Annotated in this window: 22 protein-coding genes; 7 read left to right on the top strand and 15 right to left on the bottom strand. The window is 72.4% G+C overall.

The window, feature by feature from the left end; all coding sequences use genetic code 11:
- Positions 1–100: 100 nt before the first annotated feature.
- Both ACZ42A_RS20090 and ku read left to right on the top strand, forming a co-directional pair.
- Complete coding sequence (locus tag ACZ42A_RS20090) at positions 101–496, top strand: RidA family protein (RefSeq protein ID WP_468528777.1); 396 nt, start codon at positions 101–103, stop codon at positions 494–496.
- A 108-nt stretch (positions 497–604) separates the two neighbouring features.
- Entirely contained in the window at positions 605–1,489 is an 885-nt protein-coding gene (ku, locus tag ACZ42A_RS20085) for a non-homologous end joining protein Ku (protein WP_468528578.1), read from the top strand.
- On the opposite strand, the gene ACZ42A_RS20080 is transcribed toward ku, so the two are convergent.
- Complete coding sequence (locus ACZ42A_RS20080) at positions 1,486–2,646, bottom strand: low temperature requirement protein A (RefSeq protein ID WP_468528577.1); 1,161 nt, start codon at positions 2,644–2,646, stop codon at positions 1,486–1,488. The genes ku and ACZ42A_RS20080 overlap by 4 nt on opposite strands.
- 142 nt (positions 2,647–2,788) lie before the next feature.
- Entirely contained in the window at positions 2,789–3,556 is a 768-nt protein-coding gene (locus ACZ42A_RS20075; protein WP_468528776.1) for a polysaccharide deacetylase family protein, read from the bottom strand.
- 223 nt (positions 3,557–3,779) lie between these two features.
- Between ACZ42A_RS20075 and ACZ42A_RS20070 the strand changes: the two genes are divergently transcribed.
- Together ACZ42A_RS20070 and ACZ42A_RS20065 are read left to right on the top strand one after the other, a co-directional pair.
- The gene (locus ACZ42A_RS20070) at positions 3,780–4,778 is read left to right on the top strand and encodes a glycosyltransferase family 2 protein (RefSeq protein ID WP_468528576.1); all 999 of its coding nucleotides are present in this window, start codon (positions 3,780–3,782) and stop codon (positions 4,776–4,778) included.
- A complete protein-coding gene (locus ACZ42A_RS20065) occupies positions 4,775–5,299 on the top strand; it encodes an HAD-IIIA family hydrolase (RefSeq protein WP_468528575.1) in 525 nt (174 codons plus the stop codon). The genes ACZ42A_RS20070 and ACZ42A_RS20065 overlap by 4 nt, the downstream gene beginning before the upstream one ends.
- A 273-nt stretch (positions 5,300–5,572) precedes the next feature.
- On the opposite strand, the gene ACZ42A_RS20060 is transcribed toward ACZ42A_RS20065, so the two are convergent.
- From ACZ42A_RS20060 to ACZ42A_RS20025, 8 genes are all read right to left on the bottom strand, one after another.
- Complete coding sequence (locus tag ACZ42A_RS20060) at positions 5,573–6,487, bottom strand: polysaccharide pyruvyl transferase family protein (protein ID WP_468528574.1); 915 nt, start codon at positions 6,485–6,487, stop codon at positions 5,573–5,575.
- Between the two features lie 43 nt (positions 6,488–6,530).
- On the bottom strand, positions 6,531–7,214 hold the full coding sequence (locus ACZ42A_RS20055; RefSeq protein WP_468528573.1) for a DUF6766 family protein: 684 nt from the start codon (positions 7,212–7,214) through the stop codon (positions 6,531–6,533).
- 85 nt (positions 7,215–7,299) lie between these two features.
- A complete protein-coding gene (locus tag ACZ42A_RS20050) occupies positions 7,300–7,710 on the bottom strand; it encodes a hypothetical protein (protein ID WP_468528572.1) in 411 nt (136 codons plus the stop codon).
- A 79-nt stretch (positions 7,711–7,789) separates the two neighbouring features.
- Positions 7,790–9,586 (bottom strand): hypothetical protein, encoded by a 1,797-nt coding sequence (locus ACZ42A_RS20045; protein ID WP_468528571.1) that lies wholly within the window; start codon positions 9,584–9,586, stop codon positions 7,790–7,792.
- 131 nt (positions 9,587–9,717) lie between these two features.
- Entirely contained in the window at positions 9,718–10,305 is a 588-nt protein-coding gene (locus ACZ42A_RS20040; protein WP_468528570.1) for a hypothetical protein, read from the bottom strand.
- Positions 10,302–11,165 (bottom strand): carbohydrate ABC transporter permease, encoded by an 864-nt coding sequence (locus ACZ42A_RS20035; RefSeq protein WP_468528569.1) that lies wholly within the window; start codon positions 11,163–11,165, stop codon positions 10,302–10,304. Before ACZ42A_RS20035 ends, ACZ42A_RS20040 begins: the two co-directional genes overlap by 4 nt.
- A complete protein-coding gene (locus tag ACZ42A_RS20030; protein WP_468528568.1) occupies positions 11,162–12,112 on the bottom strand; it encodes a carbohydrate ABC transporter permease in 951 nt (316 codons plus the stop codon). The genes ACZ42A_RS20035 and ACZ42A_RS20030 overlap by 4 nt, the downstream gene beginning before the upstream one ends.
- Positions 12,109–13,395, bottom strand: a complete 1,287-nt coding sequence (locus tag ACZ42A_RS20025; protein ID WP_468528567.1) for an ABC transporter substrate-binding protein — start codon at positions 13,393–13,395, stop codon at positions 12,109–12,111. The genes ACZ42A_RS20030 and ACZ42A_RS20025 overlap by 4 nt, the downstream gene beginning before the upstream one ends.
- A 136-nt stretch (positions 13,396–13,531) precedes the next feature.
- Between ACZ42A_RS20025 and ACZ42A_RS20020 the strand changes: the two genes are divergently transcribed.
- Positions 13,532–14,845, top strand: coding sequence for a Gfo/Idh/MocA family protein (locus ACZ42A_RS20020; protein ID WP_468528566.1), 1,314 nt, complete (start codon positions 13,532–13,534; stop codon positions 14,843–14,845).
- A gap of 23 nt (positions 14,846–14,868) precedes the next feature.
- Here the strand turns inward: ACZ42A_RS20020 and ACZ42A_RS20015 are convergent, their stop codons facing one another.
- Complete coding sequence (locus tag ACZ42A_RS20015; RefSeq protein ID WP_468528565.1) at positions 14,869–15,426, bottom strand: hypothetical protein; 558 nt, start codon at positions 15,424–15,426, stop codon at positions 14,869–14,871.
- Between the two features lie 69 nt (positions 15,427–15,495).
- Positions 15,496–18,693: a tetratricopeptide repeat protein gene (locus ACZ42A_RS20010; protein WP_468528564.1), complete on the bottom strand. Its 3,198-nt coding sequence runs from the start codon at positions 18,691–18,693 to the stop codon at positions 15,496–15,498.
- A 284-nt stretch (positions 18,694–18,977) separates the two neighbouring features.
- On the opposite strand from ACZ42A_RS20010, the gene ACZ42A_RS20005 reads away from it, so the two are divergent.
- Positions 18,978–19,907, top strand: coding sequence for a hypothetical protein (locus tag ACZ42A_RS20005; RefSeq protein ID WP_468528563.1), 930 nt, complete (start codon positions 18,978–18,980; stop codon positions 19,905–19,907).
- 31 nt (positions 19,908–19,938) lie between these two features.
- Here ACZ42A_RS20005 and ACZ42A_RS20000 read toward each other — a convergent pair whose 3' ends face one another.
- Positions 19,939–20,607 (bottom strand): type 1 glutamine amidotransferase domain-containing protein, encoded by a 669-nt coding sequence (locus ACZ42A_RS20000; RefSeq protein ID WP_468528562.1) that lies wholly within the window; start codon positions 20,605–20,607, stop codon positions 19,939–19,941.
- A gap of 48 nt (positions 20,608–20,655) precedes the next feature.
- Positions 20,656–21,723: an aldo/keto reductase gene (locus ACZ42A_RS19995; protein ID WP_468528561.1), complete on the bottom strand. Its 1,068-nt coding sequence runs from the start codon at positions 21,721–21,723 to the stop codon at positions 20,656–20,658.
- A 266-nt stretch (positions 21,724–21,989) separates the two neighbouring features.
- Here ACZ42A_RS19995 and ACZ42A_RS19990 point away from each other — a divergent pair, with 266 nt between their 5' ends.
- Positions 21,990–23,069, top strand: coding sequence for a hypothetical protein (locus ACZ42A_RS19990; RefSeq protein ID WP_468528560.1), 1,080 nt, complete (start codon positions 21,990–21,992; stop codon positions 23,067–23,069).
- Positions 23,070–23,149: 80 nt separating this feature from the next.
- On the opposite strand, the gene ACZ42A_RS19985 is transcribed toward ACZ42A_RS19990, so the two are convergent.
- Positions 23,150–24,685, bottom strand: coding sequence for a PQQ-dependent sugar dehydrogenase (locus tag ACZ42A_RS19985; RefSeq protein WP_468528559.1), 1,536 nt, complete (start codon positions 24,683–24,685; stop codon positions 23,150–23,152).
- Positions 24,686–24,706 lie beyond the last annotated feature (21 nt).

Below are 24,706 nucleotides of genomic sequence, written 5' to 3'. Positions count from 1 at the left end.
TCGTGATGTGTTGGAAGGCTCGTCGGACGTCGGGGCGATGGCGACCACCGCGCCGATGGACGTACGTACTCCCGATGAATCCGATGGAGCTGATGTGGCAGTGGAACGAACGGCGGTCAACCCGGTGACGTGGTCGGTGGAGATGGGGTTCAACCAGGGTGAGCTCGTCTCCGGGCACACCCGGACCCTGTACTGCTCCGGACAGACCGCGATGGGCGATGACGGCAAGCCCCGGCACGACGGTGACATGGCCGCACAGTTGGCGTTGAGCCTCGACAACCTGGAGGCCGTGCTCGGCGAGGCCGGCATGTCTCTCGCGAACCTCGTCCGGCTCAACGTCTACACCACCGACGTCGATCTGCTGTTCTCGCACTACGGCGTGCTGGCGTCGCGGCTGGGCGCCGCCGGGGTCTCCCCGGCCACCACGATGCTCGGGGTGACACGGCTGGCGATCCCCGGCCAGATGGTCGAACTCGAGGGGACCGCCGTCGCGTGACGCGACCTCGCCGCCTGCGCAGCGCTCCGCTCCCGCTCCCGCGGGGAGCCGAGCGCTGCCGGCACCCTTCTCCGGGGTGCGCGCGACCGGGATGCGCGTCACCTGCCGGTGGATGACGCTGGAGGTGTGGAGGCCACGTGGTCCGGGATGATCCGGTTCGGGTTGGTCGCGCTGCCGATCAGGCTGTACGCGGCCACGGAGGAGCATCCTGTGCACCTTCACGAAATCCACATCGAAGACGGCAGCCGCGTCGAGCAGCGCTGCTTCTGCGAGGCCGAGAACCGGGAAATCCCCCGTGAACAGGTCGGCAAAGGGTTCGCCCTGGCGGACGGGCGCACGGTGCCGCTCACGGAGGAGGACCTGGCCCGTCTGCCGCTGCCCACAACGCGGATCGTCGACGTGCTCGGCTTCGTGCCCTACGAGGACATCGACCCGATCAGTTACGGACGGCCGTACTACGCGGGTCCCGGACCGGGGGCCGACCGCGCGTACGCCCTGCTCGTCGAGGCACTCGCCCGTACCGGCGATGTCGCGGTGGCCGAGGTCGCCCTGTGCGGCCGGGAGCGCCTGGCGCTGCTCCGCCCCCGCCACGGCATGCTCGTCCTTCAGACGCTCCTCTGGCGGGACGAGCTGCGCGACCCCGGAGACCTCGCACCCTGCACGCCGGTCACCGACCAGGAGCTCGAGCTGGCAGAGGTGCTGATCCGGGAACTCACCGGCATCGACATCGGCGACGTCCACGACGACTACGGTCACGCCCTTGAACAACTCGTGGACGCGAAGATCGCCGGCCGTGAGCTCGCCGAGCCACCGGAGCCCTCCCCGGCGCCGGACCTGGTGGCAGCCCTTCAGGAGTCCGTGGCCCGCGCGAAGGCTGCCCGCGACGTGCGCGGGATACCGAAGAAGACCTCCGCCGAAAAGGCCGCCGACCAGAAGCAGCCGGCCAAGAAGGTCGCGGAGAGGACGGCGCCCCGTCGGCCACGGAGCGTCTAGCCGGGCTGGGCGCCCGTGTCGACGTCGCCCGGCGGCTCAGGGGCTTTCGTGGTGAGGCGGTCGACCGCCGCGACGGTCCCCAGGACGGCGGTCATGGCGGCCATGGGCGCCCAGCCGGCGAACGAGGTGGCCCAGCCCAGGGGGACCGCGGCGGTGGCGCCGATCAGCCGGTCTCTGACTCGCCCGGTACCGAACACGGCCCTCAGAGCCGCGTGCCCCAGCAGGAAGAGAGCGGTTCCGCAGCCGAGCCACCACGCGTGCGCGTGACCGCCGAAGTGGTGGAGCGCGTCGGTGATGCCCGCGGCGATCAGCACGATGCCGATGACCATGACGAGGAGGACGATCCCGAACAGCCAGGCCATCGTCTGCCGCCGTGCCAGGCCGGCTCGTTCCAGGGCCGTGGCGACGCGGTCCTCGTCCTCGTCGAAGTACACCCACCAGATGCCGGCGGCGAGCGCGATGCCGAGGGCGACACCGACGGCCAGCCGCGCGTCGACGGCTTGTCCGCCTGCTCCGATGCCGATGGCGACAAGGGATTCGCCGAGGACGATCAGGAGGATCAGTCCGTACCGCTCCACGAAGTGGTGGGGTTCGACCACGAAGCCCTGCATGCGGACGAGGACCGGCTGCAGGTAGAGGACGGGGACGGCGATGCCCCAGCACACCCAGGACCAGCCGGGCGGTACGTACAGCGCCAGCAGGATGAGCAGTCCCGCCGCCGTGTTGAAGGGGAAGCTGAAGCGGATGGCGCGGCGTGCGGAGGGTTCGCTGGAGGTGAGGTAGAGCAGGCAGTGGATGAGGACGACCGCCAGATAGGCGAGGGGGAAGGCGAGGCCGCTCCTGTCGAAGGCGAAGGGCAGGTCGAGGCCCAGGACGAAGAAGGCGACCATGGCCAGCGTCAGGACGAGCCGCACTTCGACGGCGTCGGGCCGTACCGCGTTGGTGAGCCATCCGAAGCCCAGGAAGATCCACCACAGGACCACCAGGGGCAGCAGGGCGCGCAGGAGCCCTTCGGCGCCGGGATGCGCTTCCACCTCGTGAGTCACCCGGGTGATGACAAACACGAACACCAGATCAAGGAACAGCTCCGCTCGGGTCACCGTGCCTCGGGCGGCTTCCGAGCGCCACAGCGGGCGCCGGGGCGGTTGCGCGTTCATGTGGCAGTCCTGGTTCTGGTCGACTCCCGTATCGCCTGCTGTGACCCGCGGGGCCTCAGCGGTGTACGCCCACCTACGCCAACCTGCCACATGAGGCAGCATGTCGCTCGCCACCGGCGGGAGGCGCCGACGCCGACGCTCCCTAGCGGTAGACCTTTCCCGGCTCCGCCTTCCCGGGCGCCAGCAGCTGCGGCACGGTCACGAAGACGTACCCCCGCTCCTTCAGCGCGTCGATGATCCCGGGAACGGCCGGCACGGTCCCGTCGTAGATGTCGTGCAGCAGGATGATCCCGTCGCGGCCGGCCTGCTCCAGCACCCGCTTCTCGATCAGCGCGGAGTCGTTCGTGGTGTAGTCCTTCGCCGTCACGGTCCACAGCACCTCGGCGAGCCCGAGCTCGCGGCAGATCTCGTGCACGGTGTCGTCGGTACGGCCCTGGGGCGGGCGCATGAGGGTCGGGCGGCGGCCGGTCAGGCGCTCTATCGCCTCGTTCGGGCGCTCCAGCTCCTCGCGTATCTCGTCCTCGCCGAGGCTGGTGAGGATCTTGTGGTCCCAGGTGTGGCTGGCGACCTCGTGGCCCTCGTCGGCCATCCGCTTCACCAGCTCCGGGTACTTCTCGATGTGCCGCTTGCCGAGCAGGAAGAAGGTCGCGGGGACCCGCTTGTCCTTCAGGATGTCGAGCAGGCGGGCGGAGTGCTCGCTGGGGCCCGCGTCGAAGGTGAGCGCGATGCACTTGGCCCGGCGGCAGTCCACGGTGCCGAAACCGGCCGCCTGGGCGCCGGCCGCGGCCTGGGCGCGGACGCTGCTCGGGGCGGTGGTGTCGAGGCTCGTGCACCCCGTCAGCACGAGCGTGAGCGAGAGGGCCGCGGAGGCGATCGCCGCCGTTCGGAACCCGGTCCCCCGTCTTTTCATCTTCTTGGTCGCAGAAGGCATGCCGGGACTATACATCGCGTGTATACGCGCGGTTTATAGTGCCTCTGGCCTACCCGGAGCCCGCTCCGGCGTTTGATCCGGCCGCACGTTGGCACCCGCGGAAGAGCACTTCGCGAGCAGTTCGCGAGCAGTTCCGTAAGCGGTTCACGAGCGGTTCGCGAGCGGTTCGCGCCAGGGGAGCCGACGCCGGAAGGGGGCGCGCATGACCGCCTACGCCGTGGTGATCCCCACCCTCGCCCGCGACTCCCTCGCCGACTGCCTCGGCGCGCTCGCCGCCTCCATCGGACCGAAACCGCGGCAGATCGTCCTCGTCGACGACCGGCCCCACCCCGAACCCGGCTCCCTCGACCACCCCTTGCACGTCCTCGGCGACCTGCGCCCGCGCGCCACCGTGCTCGCCGGAGGGGGCCGCGGCCCCGCCGCCGCCCGCAACACCGGCCTGCGCGCGGTCACCACCCCGTGGGCCGTCTTCCTCGCCGAGGACGTCCAGCCCGGCCCGCACTGGTGCGCCCAGCTCGACCGCGACCTCGCCGCGGACGCCCCCGACATCGCCGGCAGCCAGGGCGTCATCGCCGTACCCCTGCCCGGCGGACGCGCCCCCACCGAGGCCGAGCGCGAGACCGCCGCCCGGGCCCGTGCGCGCTGGAGCACCGCCGACATGGCCTACCGCACCGACGCCCTCAAACAGGCCCGCGGCTTCGACGAACGCTTCCGCAGCGCCCACCGCGCCGACATCGACCTCGCGCTACGGCTGCTCGACGCCGGGCTGCGCATCCGGCAGGGCCGCCGCACCAGCCGGATGCCCGTGCCCCCGGCCGACCGCTGGGCCTCGCTGCGCGCCCAGCGCCGCCACGCCGACGACGCCCTGATGCGGCGGCTGCACGGCCCCCGCTGGTGGCACCGGGCGGTCGCCCCGCCCAGCCGCCCCGCCGCGTCGCTCGCCGTCACCGCCACCGGTACCACCGCCTGCGCGCTCGCCGTGGCCCGACATCGCGAGGCCGCCCTGGCCGCCGGGCTCGGCTGGGCCGCGGGCACCGCCGCGTTGGCCCGGGCGCGCATCGCCCCCGGACCGCGCATCCCGGAGGAGGTCACGACCCTGCTCGTCACCAGCGTGCTCATCCCGCCCGCCGCCACCTGGCACCGGCTCGCCGGAAGCTGGCGGCACCGCGACGCGCCGCCCTGGCGGGAGGTGGCCGGATGACCCGCGTCCGGGCCGTGCTCTTCAACCGCGACGGTGTACTCGTCGAGGACGCCCCCCGGTCCCCCGACGACGTCCGCCCGGTGCGCGGCGCCGCCGAGACCCTGTGGCATCTGCGCCGGCACGGCCTGCGCACCGGCGTCCTCACCCTGCGCGGGCCGCTCACCGAGGCCGAGACACGCCGGGTCGACACCCGCGTCGACGAACTCCTCGGCCCCTTCGACGTCTGGGCGGTCTGCCCGCACGCCCCCGACGAGGACTGCCACTGCTGTGCCCCCGAACCGACCCTGCTGCTGTGGGCTGCCGGACGGCTGTGCACCCACCCCGCCGCCTGCGCCCTCGTCTGCGACAGCGCCGCCGACGCCGAGGCCGCGCACCGGGCGGGCGCCCAGGCCCTTCTCGTACCGACGACGCGGCGGACGCGCCCGGAGGAGGAGACGACGGAGGCCAGCGTACGGGTCGTGCCCGATCTCGCGGCCGTGGCCCGGGCGCTGGCGCCGGACAGAAGCTACGGGGAGCCGTAGGGGGAGCTGAGTGGGGGAGCTTGAGCGAAGCGAGGGCCGACGCCCGGTCGGCCCTCGTTCAGTCGCCGCCCTCCGGGCGTTCGCCCTTGGGGCCACGGCCGCGTTCGGTGCGCGGGCCGCGGCTGCGGTCCCCGAGGCTCCGCGCGGCAAACGCTCAGCTCCGTCCAGCGACACAGCAGCCGGAACACCGTCGAACGCATACGAGCACCGCGTACAAGCGACCGCCGAGTGGATGCCGAGGAGTGCATACAGCGAACCGTCTGCACCACCCCGTTACGCGGTCTGCCGGCGACCGTCGATTGCATACAGCAGATCGTCGGCGGCATCTCGTACACCGCCCGCCGCGAACTCCCGCCGCACCCGCCGAGCCTCCTCCCGCCCCGCACCCAGACACCACTCCCACCACCGGTCCAACCCACCGGCGTCGACCCCCTCGGCGGGCAGCAGCGCGGGCCAGCCGCAGGCGTGGGCCTGGGCGGTGACCTTGGCGCCGCCCGCGACCGGGTCGACGGCCAGCGCGGGGGTGCCCGCGCGCAGCGCCAGCACCAGGCCGTGCAGCCGGTCGGTGACGACGAGGTCCAGCCGGGCGAGGATCGCGTCCAGCTGCGCGGGCGTCGCGCACAGCCGCCAGTCGCGCGTGTCGAGCCGGGTCTCCAGTTCCAGGCGCGCACAGTCCTTGCCGACCAGCCAGCGGGTCACCCGCTCGGCCACCAGGTCGTGCCGCCGCTGCGGCCCGTACTCGTGCTGCCCGTGGGTGAGGATCACCCCGACCACGGGCCGGGCCGGTGCTGCCGGTGCGCGCGCCGCCAGATCGGTGGTCGGCCCGGCGCCCGGCGCGTCCCGGGCCAGCACCCGGTGGAACCCGGTGACGGCCGGCGCGCCGGGGTCGAGCACGGACGTGCCCACCGCGATCCGCACACAGTGCGCGAACCGCCGGTGCAGCCGCTCGATCTGCGGACCGTGCAACGGACCGCACACGAACACCAGATGGGAGTACCGCTCGGCCCGCACCTCGTCCAGATGCGGTGCCGCGGGCCGGAAACCGGGGCTCCAGACGACGTCGTACGCCCACCCCGCCCGCTCGAGCACCTCCTCGACCCGGGCGAGCGCCAGCACGTCCCCGGCGGTCGCCTCCCCGTCCCGGAAGCTGAACCACCCGGTGAGCAGAATCCGTCGTGGCGCGGTCACGGCCGGTCGAGTGCCCGGGCGGGACACGGCCCAATCGTGCCGGTCAGCCCTCCACGCCGGTGGCGTGGTGGGCCGCGCCCACCGGTTTCGACTCGGGGGAGCCGCGCTGGCGCAGGTAGATGGAGAGGATCGCCATCGAGGCGACCGCCAGCAGCTCGGACTGCCAGTTCTGCAGGGTGCGGTTCCAGAAGTCCGCGGAGGTGAGGTACGCCCCCCACGAGATGGGCGCCTCCAGCTGCCGCAGCCGTTGCTCGTCGTAGGCGACGACGCCGGTGACCGACTGGGCCAGCCAGGACACCAGGAAGATCGTCCCCATGACGATGCCGAGGGAGCGGGAGTAGAGCAGCCCGCGCCAGCCCTTGTCCCGGGCCCAGCGCGGCGAGTCGTCCCGCGCGTGCTCGCCGACCATCTGGTCCTTGTCGGACTCGGTCCCCGCCTTGTGCAGCTCCTTCGACTCCGGGGAGCCGCGCTGGAGCAGCCAGACGGTGCCGAAGATGTAGAGGAAGAACTGCAAGTACTCCGACTGCCAGTTCTCGGTGACGTCCACGGCGAAGTCCGAGGAGGCGATGTAGGCGGCGAAGCTCACGGTCGCCAGGCCATCGGAGCGGAGCTGGTTGTTGAAGTCGGCGTGCCCGGAGACCGCCTGACCGGCCAAGGTGATCAGGAAGCCGGTCAGGAAGGCCAGTCCGAGGCTGTTGTGGCGCAGGAAGCGCGCGACGCGGTTCACCGGTTCATCAGCCCCAGTGCCAGGAAGTACGCCAGCCCGGCCGCGATGACGATCAGGGTGGTGGCGAAGAGCGTCCTCACGATCCTCACCCGCCCTTGACCGCGCACTGGTACGGCCGCTGGGGCCGTGGCACGCACCCGGCCGCGGTCACCTTCCAGCCGGTGGGGAAGTGGGACAGGAAGACGGTGTCGTGCTCCAGCACCACCCGGGCCTGCCCGCCGTAGACGTCCACCCGCCGCACCGCGCCGCCCGCGGCCGGCTTCTCCTCGCCGAGCGCCCGTACACAGGGGGCCTTGGCGGTCTGTTCCAGTTCCTCCCGGGTGGCGGGGGCGAGGGCGGCGCACAGGGGGGCGTACCGTCCGGCGGCGAGCAGCCGCTCGAACCGGGTGACCTCGGCGGTGACGGCGTCCCGGCGTTCCGCCAGGGAGCCGCAGCCGCCGACGGCGGCCAGGACCGCCACGACAGCGACCCCCCGGCTGTACCGCCGTCCCGGCATGCTGCCTCCCTGCGACTCGTACCCGGCTCCATCGGACGGCCGGCCCGGGAGGCCCGCAACCGGGACGGGGCCGATCGGATCAGCGGAGGGTGAGCCGGTACGTCAGCGGGGAACGGCCGGTGACGAGCACCCGGACGCCGTCCGGGGTGAGGGAGCCGTTCATCCAGGTGTAGCGCTCGCCCGGCTCGACGACCGGCGGCTGCTTGCCGCCCTTGCCGTTGCCGGGGCCGAACACGATCCGGTCCTCGCCCACGGTGTACGCGGCCTCCCCGCTGACCAGCTGGTAGGTGTCCGGTTGGCCCGCGACCGGCTCCAGCCCGTCGCCGGTGAGGGTGCCGCCGCGCCGGAAGCACAGCTCCAGGGCGAGCGGCACCGCGGACTGGGACACGTCGAAGTCCAGCTCCCAGCGCCCGTCGCCGGCTTCGCGCACCAGCACCTCGGTGCGCAGGGTCCGCCACTCCTTCGGCCGGTGCGGGAAGTCCATCGCCGACCAGAAGCGTCCGTCGTTCGTGAGCGGATAGTCCCCGTCGGGCCTGCGGTGCTGGGGCGGCAGCGGCTGGTGGAACGCGGCCCGCACCTCGGCGAACAGCCGCCACCCGCGGTCCGTCCGCTCCAGGGACTCGGCCCGGAAGTGGCCGGTGGAGAAGAACTGCGGGGACAGCCGCACCGAGTCCAGGATCGCCGCGCCCCGGCGCATCTTGAAGAACGTGGGGTTGGTGGACAGGCCGGAGGAGATGGCGCGCACCTCGGGGAAGTCGGTGCCGCCGAAGACGGTCGCGGTGTGCGTGCCGCGCCGCACCCGCACCAGCCGGCAGTCGGTGTCGTGGTGCACGTAGCGCTCGGGCAGGGCGCTCGGCCGGGGCAGCGGGCGGGCCAGCTCGGGCCGGTCCAGCACCTCCGCGAGCCGGTCGCCGAGCGGGGTCTCGCCGAACGTCTGGTCCGTGCCGCGCTCGTGCAGCAGCGCCGCCACCGCCGCGAACCGGCCGTCGCCGTCGCGGATCGCCATCTCCCGGTACTGGAGCCAGAATTCGGGCAGGTACCGCAGCGCCGTCTGGTCCTGCCGCCGCGAGTGCACCGACTCGATCTCGCCGTTGGGCTCGATGACGTGCAGCGTGGCCTTCAGGTTGGCCCGGACGGCCGCGTACAGGTCGGTACGGCCGTGATGGCGGGCCAGTGTCAGCAGCGCCGGGTTGGTCACCACCGCCGAGTAGGTGGGGCTGCGCTCGCTGTACTCGCCGCCGGGCAGCAGATCGATGCCCTCGGCCAGCCAGGCGTCGATCCGGCGGGCGTAGGACGGGTCGGGCCAGCGGTCGTGGACACGGGAGAGCGCCGAGCAGACCAGCCAGCGGTGGTTGGCGGTGTGCACCCCGCCGGTCGCGAGGCCGGGGCCCGCCTTGCGCAGGACACCCTCGACGACCTCGCGTACGGCCTCGGTGGGCCGGTGGTCGTCCTGATCCAGCAGACTGTATGCGATGTTCAGGTCGACGACGGAGAACGCCGTGTCCGGCGGCGAGTGCACCGCGCCCTGGTCGTAGAGGCCGTCGTCGTACTGCTCCTCGGCGAGCGTGTCGGCGAGTTCCCGGAGCGGGCCGAGCAGGGCGGGGGCGTGATGGTATGCGGAATCCCGATGAACGTATACCGAGGTGAACGTGCGCAGCGCACGGGCGGCGGCCCGTGCCCGGCCGCGATCGCGCAGATCGGTGATGGTCTCCCCGTACGTCCTCAGCAACCCGGCGACCCGCGCGTCGGCGGCCTCGGTCAGCAGGGCGAGGAACGCGTCGTCGGTACGGGGTTCGGCGGCGGCGGGCCGCGCGGCGATCCCGCCGGCCGCGGTGGCCGTGGCGGTGGAGGCGAGGAAGGTTCTGCGGGCGATCACGCGGTCTCCTGTCGAACGTCTCGTGCGTCTCGTAACGTCGTACGTCTCGTACGTCTCGTGCGTAGTGGGTCTACGGCGGTCAGGGCCGCCGTACGTCCATGGCGCTCAGGGCTGCCGTACGTTCACGGCTGTCACAGCCGCCGCACGTCCACGGCGGTCAAGGCCAGGGCCAGCGGTCCCGGTGCGAGGAAGGCCAGCGGCAGCAGCATCCAGCCGCACAGCACGGCAGCCGCCAGCGCCAGCAGGACGAGGGCGCTGCCGCCGAGGTCACGTACGGCGTCCCGGGCGGCGGCGCGCACCGCGGCGGGCCAGTCGGTCACCGACTCGGGCCGGGCGCAGGCCCGCAGGCCCACCACCGCGGCGCCCGCGCCGATCGCCCCGGCGACCACCGCGAACAGCGGAGCGCCCGGCAACCCGGCGCCCGCCAGCGCCAGATCGGCGGCCAGCAGCAGCCCGCCCGCGAGGGCCAGCGCACCCGCGACCAGGTCCCCGGCCCGCAGCCGCCGCCACAGCAGGGCCGCGTACCGTCCGGCCGTGGCGGGCCGTGCCTCGCGCACCCCGCGCAGCACCGCGCAGGCCGTGGACAGCGCGGCCGGGGCGGTCACCAGGGGCAGACAGGCGACGGCGGTGGCCAGGCCCACGCTCAGCACGTCCGCGAAGAGGGTCGCCCGGGGGCCGAACAGCTCACCCGGCTCGCGGGTCGTCCGCCCGGCGCTCATCCCTTCACCCCCGAACTCGCCATGCCCTCCACCAGGAACCGCTGGAAGGCGAGGAAGAACAGCACGATCGGCAGCAGCGCGATCACCGACATCGCGAACATCGGGCCGAACGAGGACTGGCTGGAGGCGTCCACGAACGCCCGCAGCGCCAGCGTCAGCGTGAACTTCTCCGGCGAGAACAGGTAGATGAGCTGGGTGAAGAAGTCGTTCCAGGTCCAGATGAAGGTGAAGATCGCGGTGGTGATCAGGGCGGGCCGGGTCAGCGGCAGGACGACGAGGAAGAAGCTGCGGAACGGGCCGCAGCCGTCGATCCGGGCCGCCTCCTCCAGCTCGCGCGGCAGCCCGCGCATGAACTGCACGATGAGGAAGACGAAGAACGCCTCCGTGGCCAGGAACTTGGGCAGGACCAGCGGCCAGTAGGTGTTCACCATGCCGAGCTGGTTGAAGATGATGTACTGCGGGATCAGCACCGCGTGGTGCGGCAGCATGATCGTGGCGATCATGAACGCGAACAGCGGTCCGCGGAAGCGGAACCGCAGCCGGGCGAAGGCGTACGCGGCGAGCGAGCACGACAGCACGTTGCCGACCACCGCGCCGCCCGCGATCAGCAGCGAGTTGGACAGCAGCCGTGCCACGGAGACGTCGTTGACGCCGTCCAGGGCGGTGTCGTAGTTCGCCCACTCCAGGCGGCTCGGCAGCAGCCGCAGACTGGCGATCACCTCGTCGGCCGGCTTGAGCGAGGTGGCCAGCAGCCAGGCCAGCGGATACAGCATCACCAGCAGCGCGGCCAGACAGCCGGCGTGCAGGGCCACGCGCCGCCAGGGAATCGCCCTGCGCGCGGCGGGAGTTGCCGTGGTCATCGGGCTCCTCCATCGGTGTCGGCGGCGTAGAAGACCCACGAGCGCGAGGTGCGGAACAGCACGGCGGTGACCACGCCGATGACGATCAGCAGCACCCACGCCATCGCGGAGGCGTATCCCATGTGGGAGGCGACGAAGCCGCGGTCGTAGAGGTAGAGCGTGTAGAAGAGCGTCGAGTCGGCCGGGCCGCCCTTGCCCGCGCTGACCGCGAAGGCCGGGGTGAAGACCTGGAAGGCCTGGATGGTCTGCAGGACCAGGTTGAAGAACAGCACGGGGGACAGCATCGGCACGGTGATGTGCAGGAACTGCCGCCACCGGCTCGCCCCGTCCACCGCCGCCGCCTCGTACAGCTCGCCCGGGATCTGCAGCAGTCCGGCGAGGAAGATCACCATCGGCGCGCCGAACTGCCACACCGTCAGCAGCGCCACCGCGAGCAGCGCCCAGCCGGGCTTGTTCACCCAGCCGCCGGTGCCCAGCAGGTTGTCGACCGTGCCGCCGTCGTTGAAGATGGCCCGCCACACCAGGGCGATGGACATCGAGGCGCCGAGCAGCGACGGCGCGTAGAACGCCGAGCGGTAGAAGCCCCGGCCGCGCCGCACCGACTTCAGCGCCAGCGCCACCGCGAGGGCCAGGGCGAGCTGGAGGGGTACGGCGATGACGACGTACGTCAGCGTCGCGGCCACCGAGCGCCAGTAGCGCGGGTCCTCGGTGAACATCTGGGTGTAGTTGCGCAGGCCCACCCAGCTCGGCGGGTTGAACAGGTCGTAGTCGGTGAAGGAGAGGTAGAGCGAGACGGCCATCGGGAGCAGGGTCAGGCCGGCGGCGCCGAGCACCCAGGGGGAGAGGAACACCCAGGCGGCGCCCTCGCGTCGGCGCCTGCGCGGGGTGCCGGTGGCGGTGGTCCGTCCGGCAGGTGCGGCGGTGGTTGCCGCCTCTGTGGTGGTCATGACCTCAGCTCCGCCCTCGCCTCGGTGAGGTAGTTCTCGGCCGCCTCGCGCGGTGACATCCGCTCGTACGACACCTGGTCGTAGTCGCGCTGGAAGGTGGTCTGCAGGGCGCTGTCGCCCGACGGGGGCGCCTGCGGCGGGGCGTCGAGTTCGCCCTCGACGGTGGCCTGGTAGTCGTAGATGACCTTGTCGAAGTCCGTGAGGTCCGGGGCGATCTCCTCGCGGAGGGAGGCGTTCACCGGGAGGCTGCGGGTGGCGCCGAGGACCTTCGCGGCGGCGGGGTCGTTGAGCATGAAGTCGACGAGTTGGGCGGCGGCTTCCGGGTGGCCGGTGTCGGCGGCGACGCCCATGAACATCGACGGTTTGAAGTACTGGCCGGGCGTGCCGTCCTCGCCGGTCGGCATCGGCGCGAGTGTCACGCCCTCGCCGACCAGCGGGACGAAACCGCTGGCGGGCGCGTCCCAGTTGATGTCGACGATGGCCTTGCCGCGCCCGAGCGGGGTGTTCTCGACGGTGCCGTCGAGCTGGGTGGTCTGCTCGGCCGGCGAGACGACGCCCTCGCGGCGGAGCTTGTCGGTGAAGGTCCACCACTCGGTCAGATCGTCGGCGGTGAAGCCGAGTCCGCCGTCCTCGGTGTAGAGGGCCTTCCCGCGGCCGCGCAGCCACACCTCGAAGGCGTCCTCGCTCTGGCCGGGGTCGGTGGCGGCGGGCCGGCCCGTCTTCTCGGCGAGGGCGCGCATGGTGTCGGCCCATTCGGTCCACGTCCAACTGTCGCCGGGCAACGGTATACCGGTGGCCTTCCAGCGCTCGGCGTCGTAGACGATGGCCTCGGTGCCCCGTCCCTGGGCGACCGCATACAGTTTTCCGTCGACCGTACCCGAGGCCAGCAGCCCCGGGTCGATCTCGTCCGTCCGCAGCACCGAGCCGAGCCGGCCGAGGTCGTACAGCACACCGCCGGAGGCGTACTGGTCGATCATGCGGTAGTCGAGCTGCATGACGTCCGGGGCGTCACCGCCGGCCGCCTGGGTGGCGAGCTTCTGCTTGTAGGTGTCGTAACCGGAGAAGGAGGTCTGCACCTCGATGCCGGGGTGCTCTCGCTCGAAGAGCGCGACCGCCTCCTCGGTCCTGGCCGCCCGGTCCGGATTGCCCCACCAGCTGTACCGCAGCACCACCTTGCCGTCCGTACCGCTCGATCCGGCCCCGCCCGAACAGCCGGCCAGCACCGCGCACAGTGCGAGCACGACCGCCGTGACACAGGACCTCCTCGTCCTGCTTCCGGGCATGCGGTCACCTCTCTCCCGACTCTGGAAAGCCCTCTGGGAAGCCCTCTAGAAAGCGCTTGTGCCCCTCTGGGACCCTAGAGACGTCCGGATGTCACGACAAGACCTGTGCGCACATCATCGGAACGAAAGGCTCCGCATGACCTTGGACACCGCGCCCCGACGCCGCTGCGCCGTGGTAGGCCTCGGCTCCCGTGCCCGGCTGTACACCCGGGCCCTCACCGGACCGCACGCCGACCGGGCCGAACTCGTGGGCTTCTGCGACGTCAACCGGCACCGCATGGCCGTGCACAACGACTGGATCGCACCCGCCGGACGGGTCCTCGTGTACGGGGCCGAGGACTTCGACGCGATGCTCCGCCGCGAGCGCGTCGACCTGGTCGTCGTCTGCACGGTGGACCGCACCCACGACGACTACATCGTGCGGGCCCTGGAAGCGGGCTGCGACGTCGTCACCGAGAAGCCGATGACCACCGACGCGGAGCGCGCCCGGCGGATCCTCGACGCCCGCCGCCGCACCGGGCGTTCGTTGCGCGTGGCGTTCAACTACCGCTACAACCCGGTCCATTCGGCCGTACGGGAACTCCTCGCCGCCGGAGAGATCGGCGAGATCGGGTCCGTGCACTTCGAGTGGCTGCTGGACCTGCGGCACGGCGCCGACTACTTCCGCCGCTGGCACCGCGAGAAGGCGAACTCCGGCGGCCTGCTCGTGCACAAGTCCACCCACCACTTCGACCTCGTCAACTGGTGGCTGGACGCTGCGCCCGACACCGTCTACGCCCAGGGCGGACTGTTCTTCTACGGCGACGAGGCCGGCCGCCGCCGGGGCCTTGCCCGCCCCTACGACCGCGCCCACGGCTCCCCGGCCGCCCAGGGCGACCCCTTCGCCCTGCACCTCGCCGACGAGCCGCTGCTCAGGTCCCTCTACCTGGACGCCGAGTCCGAGGACGGCTACCACCGCGACCGCAACGTCTTCGCACCGGGCGTCACCATCGAGGACGACATGGCGGTCCTGGTGCGCTACGACTCCGGCGCCACCCTGACGTACCACCTCACGGCGTACGCGCCCTGGGAGGGCTACCGGATCGCCTTCAACGGCAGCGAGGGCCGCCTCGAACTCCTCGTCGAGGAGACCACCTGGTCCCGCCCCGGCACCCAGAGCGCCCTGCACGGCGCCGAGACCGACCAGGACGCCGGCCGCACCGAACTCCTGCTGCGCCGCCACTGGGAACGCCCCCGCGAGCTCAAGGTGCCGACGGGCGAGGGCGGCCACGGGGGCGGCGACGTACGCATGCTGGACGACCTCTTCGGACCGCCCTCGCCGACGGCGGACCCCCTCGGCCGCGCCGCCGACGCCACCGCGGGTGCCCGCTCACTGGTGACGGGGCTGGCGGCGAACCGGTCGCTGGCCTCGGGGGAGGCGGTGCGGGCCAGGGACGTCCTGGCGGTCTGACCGACTGCCTGACGGACCGTCGGCTACGGGCGCCACGGCACCAGGCCGGGCGGCAGCTGGGCGTCCTTCGCCTTGTCGCCGGGCTGGAGCCGGTCGGCGTAACCCGCCTCCGTCCACACCAGTTTCTTGAACTGCTCCGGGCTCAGCACCCCCGGCCAGGGGCTGCCGCCCGGGCAGAACACCGCGGTGCAGCGGTGGCAGTAGTGCGCGGGCCGCCACACCCGGTCGGCGCGTCCCGCCCCGGCCTCGGCGGCGGCCTTGTCCCGCCGGTCGTCGCGCACCACGAAGAACGTGCCGACCAGACAGACCAGGGCCAGCACGGCGCCGCCGACCGTGTAGAGCGGCTTGTCCTGGCCGACTCCCGTGGCCGCGAGCGCGACGCCGATGCCGGTCAGCACCATGCCCTCGGCGAAGTGCACCCACGCGTCGCCGCCCTTGTCGGGGCCCGGGGCCAGCCGACCGTACAGGTCGTGCCGTGTCGCGCCCTTGCCGGTGCGCGCCTGTTCCACCGGGCGCACCTCGGTGCCGCCGCAGGCCGGGCATGCCACGCCGGCCGGGTATCCGATCGCTTCTGCCGCCATGAAGATCAGCTTATCGGTGTTCGTCGGCCATGGGGCAGCTCGTCCGGTGGGCCGCCGCCGAGGTGCTGGTCAGTCGGTGCCCTTGGGGTGCCGGAGGTCCGGTTTGGCCGGAGGCTTCCCGGCTGCTCGCCGCGCCACGGCTCGCCTGGCGTGTGCCAGGCTGACGCGGCTGTTCAGGGTGTCGGGGTGGGTGTCGCCGAGGATCCGCTCGCGCTGGGCGACGGTCGTCTCGTACAGCGGGACGGCCCGTTCCGGAGTCCCCGCGGTCATGTAGGCCAGGGCCAGTTGGTCGCGGCTGTGCAGGGTGTCGGGGTGGGTGTCGCCGAGGAGCTGCTGGCGCTGGGCGAGGGTCGTCTCGTACAGCGGGACCGCCCGGCCCAGGTCGCCCGCCGCCCGGTAGGCGTAGGCGAGGGTGGTGCGGCTGTGCAGTGTCTCGGGGTGGGTGTCGCCGAGGATCTGTTCGCGTTGGGCGAGGCACGCCACGGCCAGCGGGATGCCCCGTTCGCGGTTTCCTGCCGTGACGTAAGCCCAGGCGAGGGTGTCGCGGCTCCTCAGGGTGTCGGGATGAGTCTCACCGAGGACGCGTTCGAACTGGGCGAGGGTGGCCTCGGCCAGCGGGAGGCCCCGTTCGAGGTTTCCTGACGTTACATAGGCCCAGGCGAGGGAGTTGTGGCCGTCCAGCGTAGAGGGGTGCGTGTGGCCGTGGGTCCGTTCGCGTCGGGCGAGAGCCGTCTCATACAGGGGGATAGCCCGCCCCGGATCTCCCGCCGTGAGGTAGATCCCGGCGAGGTTGCCCAGACTGACCAGCGTGTCGGGGTGGGTGTCGCCGAGAATCCGTTCGCGCAGGGCGTGCACCGCCTCGCCCAGCGGGACGGCCCGCAGCAGATCCCCCGCCTCCAGGTAGGCGGCGGCGAGGTTGCTCCGGCTTCGCAGCGTCTCGGGGTGGGTGTCGCCGAGGATCTGTTCGCGTTGGGCGAGTGTGGTCTCGTGCAGAGGGATGGCGCGTCGCAGATCCCCCGCCTCCAGGTAGGCGGTGGCGAGGTCACTCCGGCTGGCCAGGGTGTGGGGGTGGGTGTCGCCGAGGATCCGTTCGCGTTGGGCGAGTGTGGTCTCGTGCAGGGAGATGGCCAACCTCAGGTCTCCCGCCGCATGGTGGGCCCAGGCGAGGTTGCTGCGGCTGTGCAGGGTGTCGGGGTGGGTGTCGCCGAGGATCCGTTCGCGTTGGGCGAGTGTGGTCTTGTGCAGGGGGATGGCGCGTTGTAGATCCCCCGCCTCCAGGTAGGCGGTGGCGAGGTTGCTCCGGCTGACCAGGGTGTTGGGGTGGTTGTCGCTGAGGCTTTCTTCGCACTGGGCGAGGACAGTCTCGTGCAGGGGGATGGCGCGTCCCAGATCTCCTGCCACCAGGTAGGCGGCAGCGAGGTCGCTCCGGCTGGCCAGCGTACGGAAATCCATGTCGCCGAGGACTTCTTCGCACTGGTCGAGGACTGTCTCCTGCAGGAGGATGGCGCGTTGTAGATCCCCTGCCTCCAGGTAGGCGGTGGCGAGGTTGCTCCGGCAGGTGAGGGTGGCGGGATCGGTATCGCCGAGGAACCGTTCGCACTGGGCGAGAGTCGTCTCGTGCAGGAGGATGGCCTGCCCCAGATTCCCCGCCGCCTGGTAGGCGAGGGCGAGGCTGCTTCGGCTGATCAGGGTGTCGGCGTGGGTGTCGCCGAGGGTCCGTTCATGTTGGGCGAGTGTGATCTCGTGCAGCGGGATGGCCCGTCGTAGATCCCCTGCCTGCTCGTAGGCTGCGGCGAGGTCGCTCTGGCTGAGCAGGGTGTCGGGGTGAGTCTTGCCGAGTACGCGCCTGCGGTGCTGGAGCATGGCCTCGTACAGGGGAATGGTGCGGGCCGAGTGCCCCTGTTCGTGCATGCGCTGAGCGGCGGCGTCGTACCGGTCGCCGAGTGGGTCGTCGCGGTGTCCGGGCGGGGTGGTGGCGGCGAGGGCGATCAGGTGGGGGATGAGAGCGTCCCACTGTGCTGCTGAGGCGGCGTCCTGGCCGGGGAGCGGGGTGAGGGCGCGCAGGACGGCTTGTTCGGCTCGTTTGCGTCCTGCTCGGGGGCGGCGGTCCGCGCGGAGCGACAGGCGCGCGCGGGTGGGGGTGCGCAGGACGGTCTGGACGAGGCGGTGGACGCTGATGGTGGTGTCGCCGACGGCGGCCATGCTGTAGGCGGCCACGGTGCCGAGTGCCCGGGCGAGGGCCTCGGGGGTGGTGGAGGGCGGGAGGAGCAGGGCGTGGGGGATGTCGTCGGGCGCGAGCCACGCCGCCGTGTACAGGACGTCCACCGCCAGGGGATTGCGCTGCGCCAGGGTCTGGAGGGTCACCTGCCAGATGCCGGTGATGGTGTGCTGGTCGTCGAGGCCGTCGGCGCCCTTGCCGAGATGGGTGCCCAGGGTGCGGTGGTAGGCGTCGATCGTGATGCCGGGGTTCTGGGCCAGGTAGGCGCCGGCCTGCTTCAGGGCCAGCGGCAGATGTCCCAGGGTGGTGGCCAGCGCGTGGGCTTGGGCCACCTGGCGAGGGCTGGGCGTGATGTCCCCGAGGACCAGGGCGCACAGCAGGGCGACCGCGTCGTCGGGCGCCAGGGTGCCCAGAGTGAGAGCGGGTGTGCTCTCGGGCCAGCCGCGCGTGCGGCGGCTGGTGGCCAGATGATGCCCGCCGTTCAGCGAGCCCAGGTAGGGGATCAGGTGGGCGGGATCCTCGACGTTGTCGTAGACCAGCAGCCAGCCCGGGTGCCAGCGCAGCCACTGCTTGGCCCACGCCACCTGGGCCTTGGGCGCGGCCGTGGCCGCCCAGCCGGGGACCAGTTCCTGGGTCAGTTCCGCCAGGGACCGCTCGATGGCATCCGGGGAATCCGCTTTGATCCACCAGACGAGGGAGTGGTCCGCACGGTGACGGTGGGCGTAGCGCAGGGCCAGGGTGGTCTTGCCCACTCCGCCCAGCCCGTGCACCAGGCTGACCGGGGTGATGGCGCTGTCCCGGCGGGCGGTCAGGCTGCGCCGCAGCCGGGCCAGTTCGTCCTCCCGCCCCAGGCACCGCCCGTCCGGATCCAGGTTGGAGGTGCCGGCGGGGGTGTCGATCCGGTCCGGGGCGTGCAGCGCGTCCGTGGGCAGGTTGACCACGTCGCCGCTGATGGCGGTGCCGATGCTGCCGGCGCCGATCGAGCGGGTGCCGGTCGCCCGGATCCGGCCGATCGAGGAGGTCTCGCCCGGCGTGGGTGCGCCACCCACACCACGATCTCGGCGTCTCACCATGCCGCCCCCGCCGCATGCGCCTCGCCGCCGGACCAGTTCCGGCCACGACTGCGCTCAGAGTAGGCGCGCTGTCCGGCGCATACAGGGTGCTCGGGGGAGCCCACTGGGGGCGCACAGGTGCACGGGGCGCGCCGCGAGCCCGTGTCACATCGCAGCGGTTCTGATTCGTCGAAGAGGCGAAGAGTTCAAGACGCGAAGACACCGGCCGTCGGAACAGCGCGACCGGTGGCACGCCGGTATGTGATCACGAGGGGACGAGCATGGGTCTGGCGCACCTGGGGATGACCGCCGATCAGGAGCGGCTGTACCGCTTCCTGTTGCGCAGCCCGTACGCCGGACTCGACCGGGCGCGGGTCGAGCTCGGCTTACCGGACGTGGCCCGGGTGGCCGCGGAACTGCGGGACCTGGGGCTGGTGCACGGGGAGTCGACGGCGGTCACTCCCGCGACCGCTGTCGACCTGCTGGTACGGCGGCGCGTGGAGGAGACCCAACGGCGGCTGGCCGGACTGAGCGTCGCCTGGGACGTGCTGGCCGAGCTGACCGAGGAGTACCGCAGCGGACGCCGGGTGCAGCTGGTGGAGCATCTGACGGACAGCGCGTCCGTCGCCGCGCGCATGCGAGCACTGCTGGAGCAGGATCCACGGGAGTTCGCGCACCTGAAGAAGTGGGCCCGTGAGCCCGGCAGCGCGTACGACGGCGCCCCGTTCACCCGCCTGCCGGCCGGCCGACTGCGCAGCCGGACCCTGTTCTCCGCGCAGGTACTGCACGAACCGGGACAGGAGGCCCACGCGCGGTCCTGGCACGCCCTGGGCGTTCTGCACCGGGTCACCAGCGAGAGGTTCCGGCACCTCGCGTTGATCAACGACTCCGTCGCGTTCGTCCAGGCCGACCCCTCCGACCCGGCGGCCGGAGCGCTCCAGATCCGCCAGCCCGGGGTGGTGGCCATGCTGGCGGAGCTGTTCGAGGGCATGTGGGACCGCGCCCGGGACCTGGACGACCTGCCGCTGTCGGCCGACGAGCAGCGCGTGCTGCACGCGCTGACCCGTCATGGCACCGACGAGGCCGCGGCCCGCTCCATCAACGTGTCGGTCCGCAAGTTCCGTGCCCACGTGGCCGACCTGATGAGACGGCTCGGAGCGAACAGCCGCTTCCAGGCCGCCCTGCGCGCCAAGGAACGCGGCTGGCTGTGAGCGTCCGGGCAGCGAACCGGGGAACCGGCGCCTACGCCATGAGCGCGTCGACGACCTCACGGGCGGTGCGCCGGGCGGAGGCGGGGTTCTGGCCGGTGACGAGACGGCCGTCCCGGACGACGTTCTCCGCCCAGTCGTCGGCGGCCGCGTGCCGTGCGCCCTGGGCGACCAGCCGGTCGGAGAGCACGAACGGGATGATGTCGATCATGCCCCCGGCGATCTCCTCCGACTTGGTGAAGGCGGCGATCCGCTTCCCGTCGACGAGGTAGGACCCGTCGGACAGGGTGAGGCCGACCAGGGCGGCCGGGCCGTGGCACACGGCCGCGACCACGCCGCCGCCCTCGTAGACGGCGCGGGCCAGACGGGCCAGTTCGGGGTTGTCGGGGAAGTCCCACATGGTGCTGTGGCCGCCGACGAAGAAGACGGCGTCGTAGCGGTCCGGGTCGACGTCCCGGGGGCGTGGGGTGTCGGCCAGTTGCCCGGCGGCCTGGGCGAAGAAGGCGGTCTGGTCGGGGTCGGCCGGATCGACCTCGTCGCGCGGCGGCTCACCGCCCGCCGTGCTGACCAGGTCGACCTGGAAGCCGGCCGCGCGGAAGACCGCCCACGGGTGGGAGGCCTCGGCGGCGTTGAATCCGCCCGGCCGTCCGCTGTCGCCTAGGGTGGCCATGCTGGTCAGCACCATGAGAATGCGCCTGCTCACTGCGATGTCCTCGGTGTCCTCGTCCTTGTGTGTCGGCGTGGGTGCGGATCAGGGACGTACGGGACCGCTGCCCGCGCCGGTCCGGGCGATGGCGGCGGCGATCTCGTCCAGGTCGTCGCGGGTCAGCGCGACCGCTGCCGCGCCCCGCCAGCCGTCGACCTGCTCGGGTCGGCGGGCGCCGACGATCGCGCCGGTCACGCCCGGCCAGGCCAGCGCCCAGGCGATGGCGACCTCCGCGACGGCCACCCCGTGCCGCTCGGCGACGGGTCCCAGCGCGTCGGCGAGAGCGAGGTTGGCGGCCAGGCCGGTGGTGAAGTCGGCGTGGGCGGAGCGCCAGTCGTCGGCGGGCAGGGCGGCGGCGCGTTCGGCGGTGAAGGCGCCGGTGAGCAGCCCGGACTGCAGCGGCGAGTAGACGATCACGCCGGTGCCGTGCTCCGCGGCCCAGGCGATCTCGGCGGCCGCGGAGCGGTTGATCGCGGAGAACGGCGGCTGGATCGCGTCGACATGGGCGACCTTCTCGGCACGGTCCAGCAGGTCCGGCGTGTGGTTCGACAGGCCGATCGCGCGGACCTTCCCCTCGGCCTTGAGGTCGGCCATGGTCTGCCAGTACTCCTCCAGCGGCGTCGCGTTGGGGGAGACCGCGCCATTGCCGTCGCCGGCGTACTCCAGGGACTCGCCGGTGTCCGGCCAGTGCACCTGGTAGAGGTCGATCCGCTCGACACCGAGGCGGCGCAGCGAGTCCTCGACCTCGCGGCGCACGCTGTCGGGGCGCATGATCCGGTGAGGTGCCGCCGTGGGATGGTCGGGGTCCCAGACCAGCCCGGCCTTGGTGAAGACGAACGGCCGGTCACCGTCCGGGAGATCGGCGATCGCCCGGCCGACCAGCTCCTCCGAATGCCCCAGGCCGTAGACGGCGGCGGTGTCGATCCAGTTGACGCCGCACGCGAGGGCGTGCCGGATCGCCGCCACCGACTCGGCGTCGTCGGTGGCGCCCCAGCCGAAATGCCAGCCCGAACCGGAGACGGCCCAGGAGCCGAAACCGACCCGGGTGATCTCCATCCCGGTGCCGCCGAGCGGAAGGGTCGGCAAAGGAGTGTGCGCAGCCTTCTCGGACATGTTCCTCTTCTCGTGATTCCGACGCAGAAGTGGCCGCCCGGACCAGGGCGTACCGACCGTCGTGATCACCAGCGTCACGGGCGGGTCCTGCCGCACACAAGGCGGTGAAGCTGCAGACTCCGCTGCAGGATCCTGCACGTCCGAGCCGCCGACGCCTCGCGTCTCGGCAAGGCCGCGGACCGGCGCCGGGAACCGCCACGGCATCCGCCCCACTCTCTGGGGGTGAGGGTCGGTCCTGTCGTATCGCGCATGTGTGGGGGGTTGTTGTGAGCCGTGTGCTCTATGACGAGCGGTCGTGGAACCCGTTGGCGCGAACCGTCGAGCTGACCGAGGACGGGCTGCGCAGGGGCGGCCGGGACACGCCGCTGAACGAGCTGAACCTCGCCGCCATGGCCGAGGCGTTCCAGCGCGGGTACTGGCTCGGTGGCGGCGGGACGGAACGCCCGTTGGCACGTCTGGCGGACGGACCCGGCATCGTCCCGGTGACCCGCGTCACCGGCACCACCAGACCGCTGAAGGTGCGACGGGCCGCGGAGTTCGCCCGCGCGCTGGGGGACTTGGCGGTACGGCACTGCGGCGGGCCGGAGCAGGTGGCCGCGCTGGCGGCCCGGGCCCGGGCCGAGGGCGTACCGCTGTGGATCGCGCGCCGGTTCGCGCCGGGGCCCGCCGGGCCGGTCGCCGTCGCCGTGGACCGGAACCTGGTGCGGGTGGACGTGTGGGGCCCGGGTGCTCCCGTCGTAAGGATCCGGGCGCCGTACGGCTTCCACCGCCAGGGTCACGATCCGTCCCAGGGGCTGCGTCTGACCGTCGGCGACGTCCCGGCGGAACTCGTCCTCCTGAAGAAGAAGCGCAAGGCCAAGAGGCGTGTGGAGGTACGACTGCCGGGGCAGCACTGGGAGTTGCGGCGGGAGACCGCGAGGAGTTCGTGGCTGCTGCGCGACGAACGGCGGGTCGCCTTCCTGATGCGGCCCCGGGGACGACCGGAGCCCGAGCCCGGCAGTGTCCTGCTGCCGCTGACGCCTGTGCGGTACATGAGCTCCGACCCGCTGGACGCCGTCATGGCGCAGGCCTTCGCCGTCGCCTTCGGGATCGGGGACACGACAGGGGCAGCGCGGTTCCGGACCGAGCGGCGCCGGCCGAACGGCGGCGAACCGATCGCCGCCGACGACTGGTGGGACCGCCCCTGGTTCAGCAACCTCGGGAGAGGGCGGGACGACAACGAACCCGGCGGCGCCGACGGCTGGGGCGCGGACGGCGGCGAAGGCGGGGACTCCGGCGGGGGAGACGGCGGCGGCGGTGACGGCGGCGGAGGCGGTGACGGCGGGGGCGGTGGCGGCGGTGACTAGCAGGGCGGTGCCGACGCTCTCGACGACGACCGCGTCGAGCACCGTCGCGCGGCAGGCCGCCCTCCCGACGGAACGGCGGCTCAGCGGCCGATGGCGCAGGCGTCGCCGTTCAGCGTGAAGCGCGGCGGCGGCGAGGCGTCACCGGTGTGGTCGGCGAGGTATCCGAGGGTCACGCTCGCGCCGGGCGCGATGGTGGCGTTGTACGAGGCGTTCGTCGCCGTGATCGTGTTGCTTCCCTGGGTCAGGTTCGTGTTCCAGTCGGAGACGACGGTCTGCCCGAGGGCCAGCGGGAACTCCAGCGTCCAGCCGTTCACGGCGGTGCCGCCGGTGTTGGTGACCGTGAGGTCGACCGTCGTGCCGGTGCCCCAGGACGTCACGGTGCGGTCGACGCGGCAGGTGGGTTCCGACCGCTCGAACGACACCCGGTGCAGCCCGCCGGGCAGGTCGTTGACGACGTAGAACTCGCCTTCGGCCGTGGTGCCGATCGACGTCACCTGCGTGGGCATCTCCCCGATCTCGGCCTGCTCGTAGCCACCCCGGCCGTCGGGGCGGAGCGCCCAGACCGTGGACGAGCAGTAGTCGGTGGCGATGTACGTGCCGCCCACCAGGTCGGCGTACGCGCGACCCCGGTAGACGTGGCCGCCGATGACCGAACAGCCGCCGGTGTAGGGCGAGTACGTGAAGACCGGCTTCGTGTACTCCTCGCCGGGCGGGCAGTGGCCGCCCTCGAACCTCTCCAGGCCCTCGTAGCAGGACCAGCCGAGGTTGGCGCCGCCCCGTCCGGGGGCGAGATGGTCGACCTCCTCCCAGCGGCCCTGGCCGACGTCGCCGATCCACAGCGAGCCGTCGGCGCTGTCGAAGGAGAACCGCCACGGGTTGCGCAGCCCGTACAGCCAGATCTCCGGGCGTGCGCCGGCGGTGTCGACGAAGGGGTTGTCCTCGGGGACGCAGTACGCGAGCGTGCCGCAGGTGCGGCCGACGTCGATGCGGAGGATCTTGCCCAGCAGGGTGTCCAGTCGCTGCCCGGCGCGCAGCGGGTCCGCGGAGCCGCCGCCGTCGCCGATGCTCCAGTACAGGTGGCCGTCGGGACCGAAGGCGAGCTGACCGCCGTTGTGGTTGCTGTACTCGGCGTGCTCCTGCGAGAGCAGGACCTCCAGCCGGGACTCGTCGAGCCGGTAGCGGGCGAGGGTGACGGCGCCGTCGGGCAGTGCGGTGTACGCCAGGTAGACGTCCTGGCTGTCGGCGAAGTCGGGCGGAAGGGCGATGCCGAGCAGGCCGCGCTCGTTGCCCGATTCGTCGATGGCCGAGGTGATGTCGATCAGCGGGGTCCGGGCGAGGCCGGTGTCCGGATGGTAGACGCGGACGGTGCCGGGCTTCTCCGTGACGAACAGGCGGCCGGTGCCGTCGTCGGGGGCGGCGAGTGCGGTGGGGCGCCGCAGCCCGTTGGCGACCTGGGTGGTGGTCGCGTGCAGCGACGGCAGGGGCACGGTGCTCTGTGCCGCGGTGGGGGCGGAAGGCGCCGCCGAGGGCCGTGCGGCGGCCGGCAGCGGGGCGAGTGCGGTCAGCAGGAACAGGAGGACGACCAGCAGGGGACCGGTCGCGTGGCGTCTCAACATGTCGGCTCCAGGAGGGAGGAC

This window comes from Streptomyces sp. NPDC030838 (genome assembly GCF_055572035.1).
This window is presented reverse-complemented; position numbering and strand designations above follow the sequence as displayed.

Bases quoted from the DNA above. Each gene is read 5' to 3' on its own strand.
- ACZ42A_RS20080 (WP_468528577.1), bottom strand. From the start codon at position 2,646: ATGAACGCGCAACCGCCCCGGCGCCCGCTGTGGCGCTCGGAAGCCGCC.
- ACZ42A_RS20075 (WP_468528776.1), bottom strand. From the start codon at position 3,556: ATGAAAAGACGGGGGACCGGGTTCCGAACGGCGGCGATCGCCTCCGCG.
- ACZ42A_RS20070 (WP_468528576.1), top strand. From the start codon at position 3,780: ATGACCGCCTACGCCGTGGTGATCCCCACCCTCGCCCGCGACTCCCTC.
- ACZ42A_RS20065 (WP_468528575.1), top strand. From the start codon at position 4,775: ATGACCCGCGTCCGGGCCGTGCTCTTCAACCGCGACGGTGTACTCGTC.
- ACZ42A_RS20050 (WP_468528572.1), bottom strand. From the start codon at position 7,710: ATGCCGGGACGGCGGTACAGCCGGGGGGTCGCTGTCGTGGCGGTCCTG.
- ACZ42A_RS20040 (WP_468528570.1), bottom strand. From the start codon at position 10,305: ATGAGCGCCGGGCGGACGACCCGCGAGCCGGGTGAGCTGTTCGGCCCC.
- ACZ42A_RS20035 (WP_468528569.1), bottom strand. From the start codon at position 11,165: ATGACCACGGCAACTCCCGCCGCGCGCAGGGCGATTCCCTGGCGGCGC.
- ACZ42A_RS20030 (WP_468528568.1), bottom strand. From the start codon at position 12,112: ATGACCACCACAGAGGCGGCAACCACCGCCGCACCTGCCGGACGGACC.
- ACZ42A_RS20025 (WP_468528567.1), bottom strand. From the start codon at position 13,395: ATGCCCGGAAGCAGGACGAGGAGGTCCTGTGTCACGGCGGTCGTGCTC.
- ACZ42A_RS20020 (WP_468528566.1), top strand. From the start codon at position 13,532: ATGACCTTGGACACCGCGCCCCGACGCCGCTGCGCCGTGGTAGGCCTC.
- ACZ42A_RS20015 (WP_468528565.1), bottom strand. From the start codon at position 15,426: ATGGCGGCAGAAGCGATCGGATACCCGGCCGGCGTGGCATGCCCGGCC.
- ACZ42A_RS20005 (WP_468528563.1), top strand. From the start codon at position 18,978: ATGGGTCTGGCGCACCTGGGGATGACCGCCGATCAGGAGCGGCTGTAC.
- ACZ42A_RS19995 (WP_468528561.1), bottom strand. From the start codon at position 21,723: ATGTCCGAGAAGGCTGCGCACACTCCTTTGCCGACCCTTCCGCTCGGC.
- ACZ42A_RS19985 (WP_468528559.1), bottom strand. From the start codon at position 24,685: ATGTTGAGACGCCACGCGACCGGTCCCCTGCTGGTCGTCCTCCTGTTC.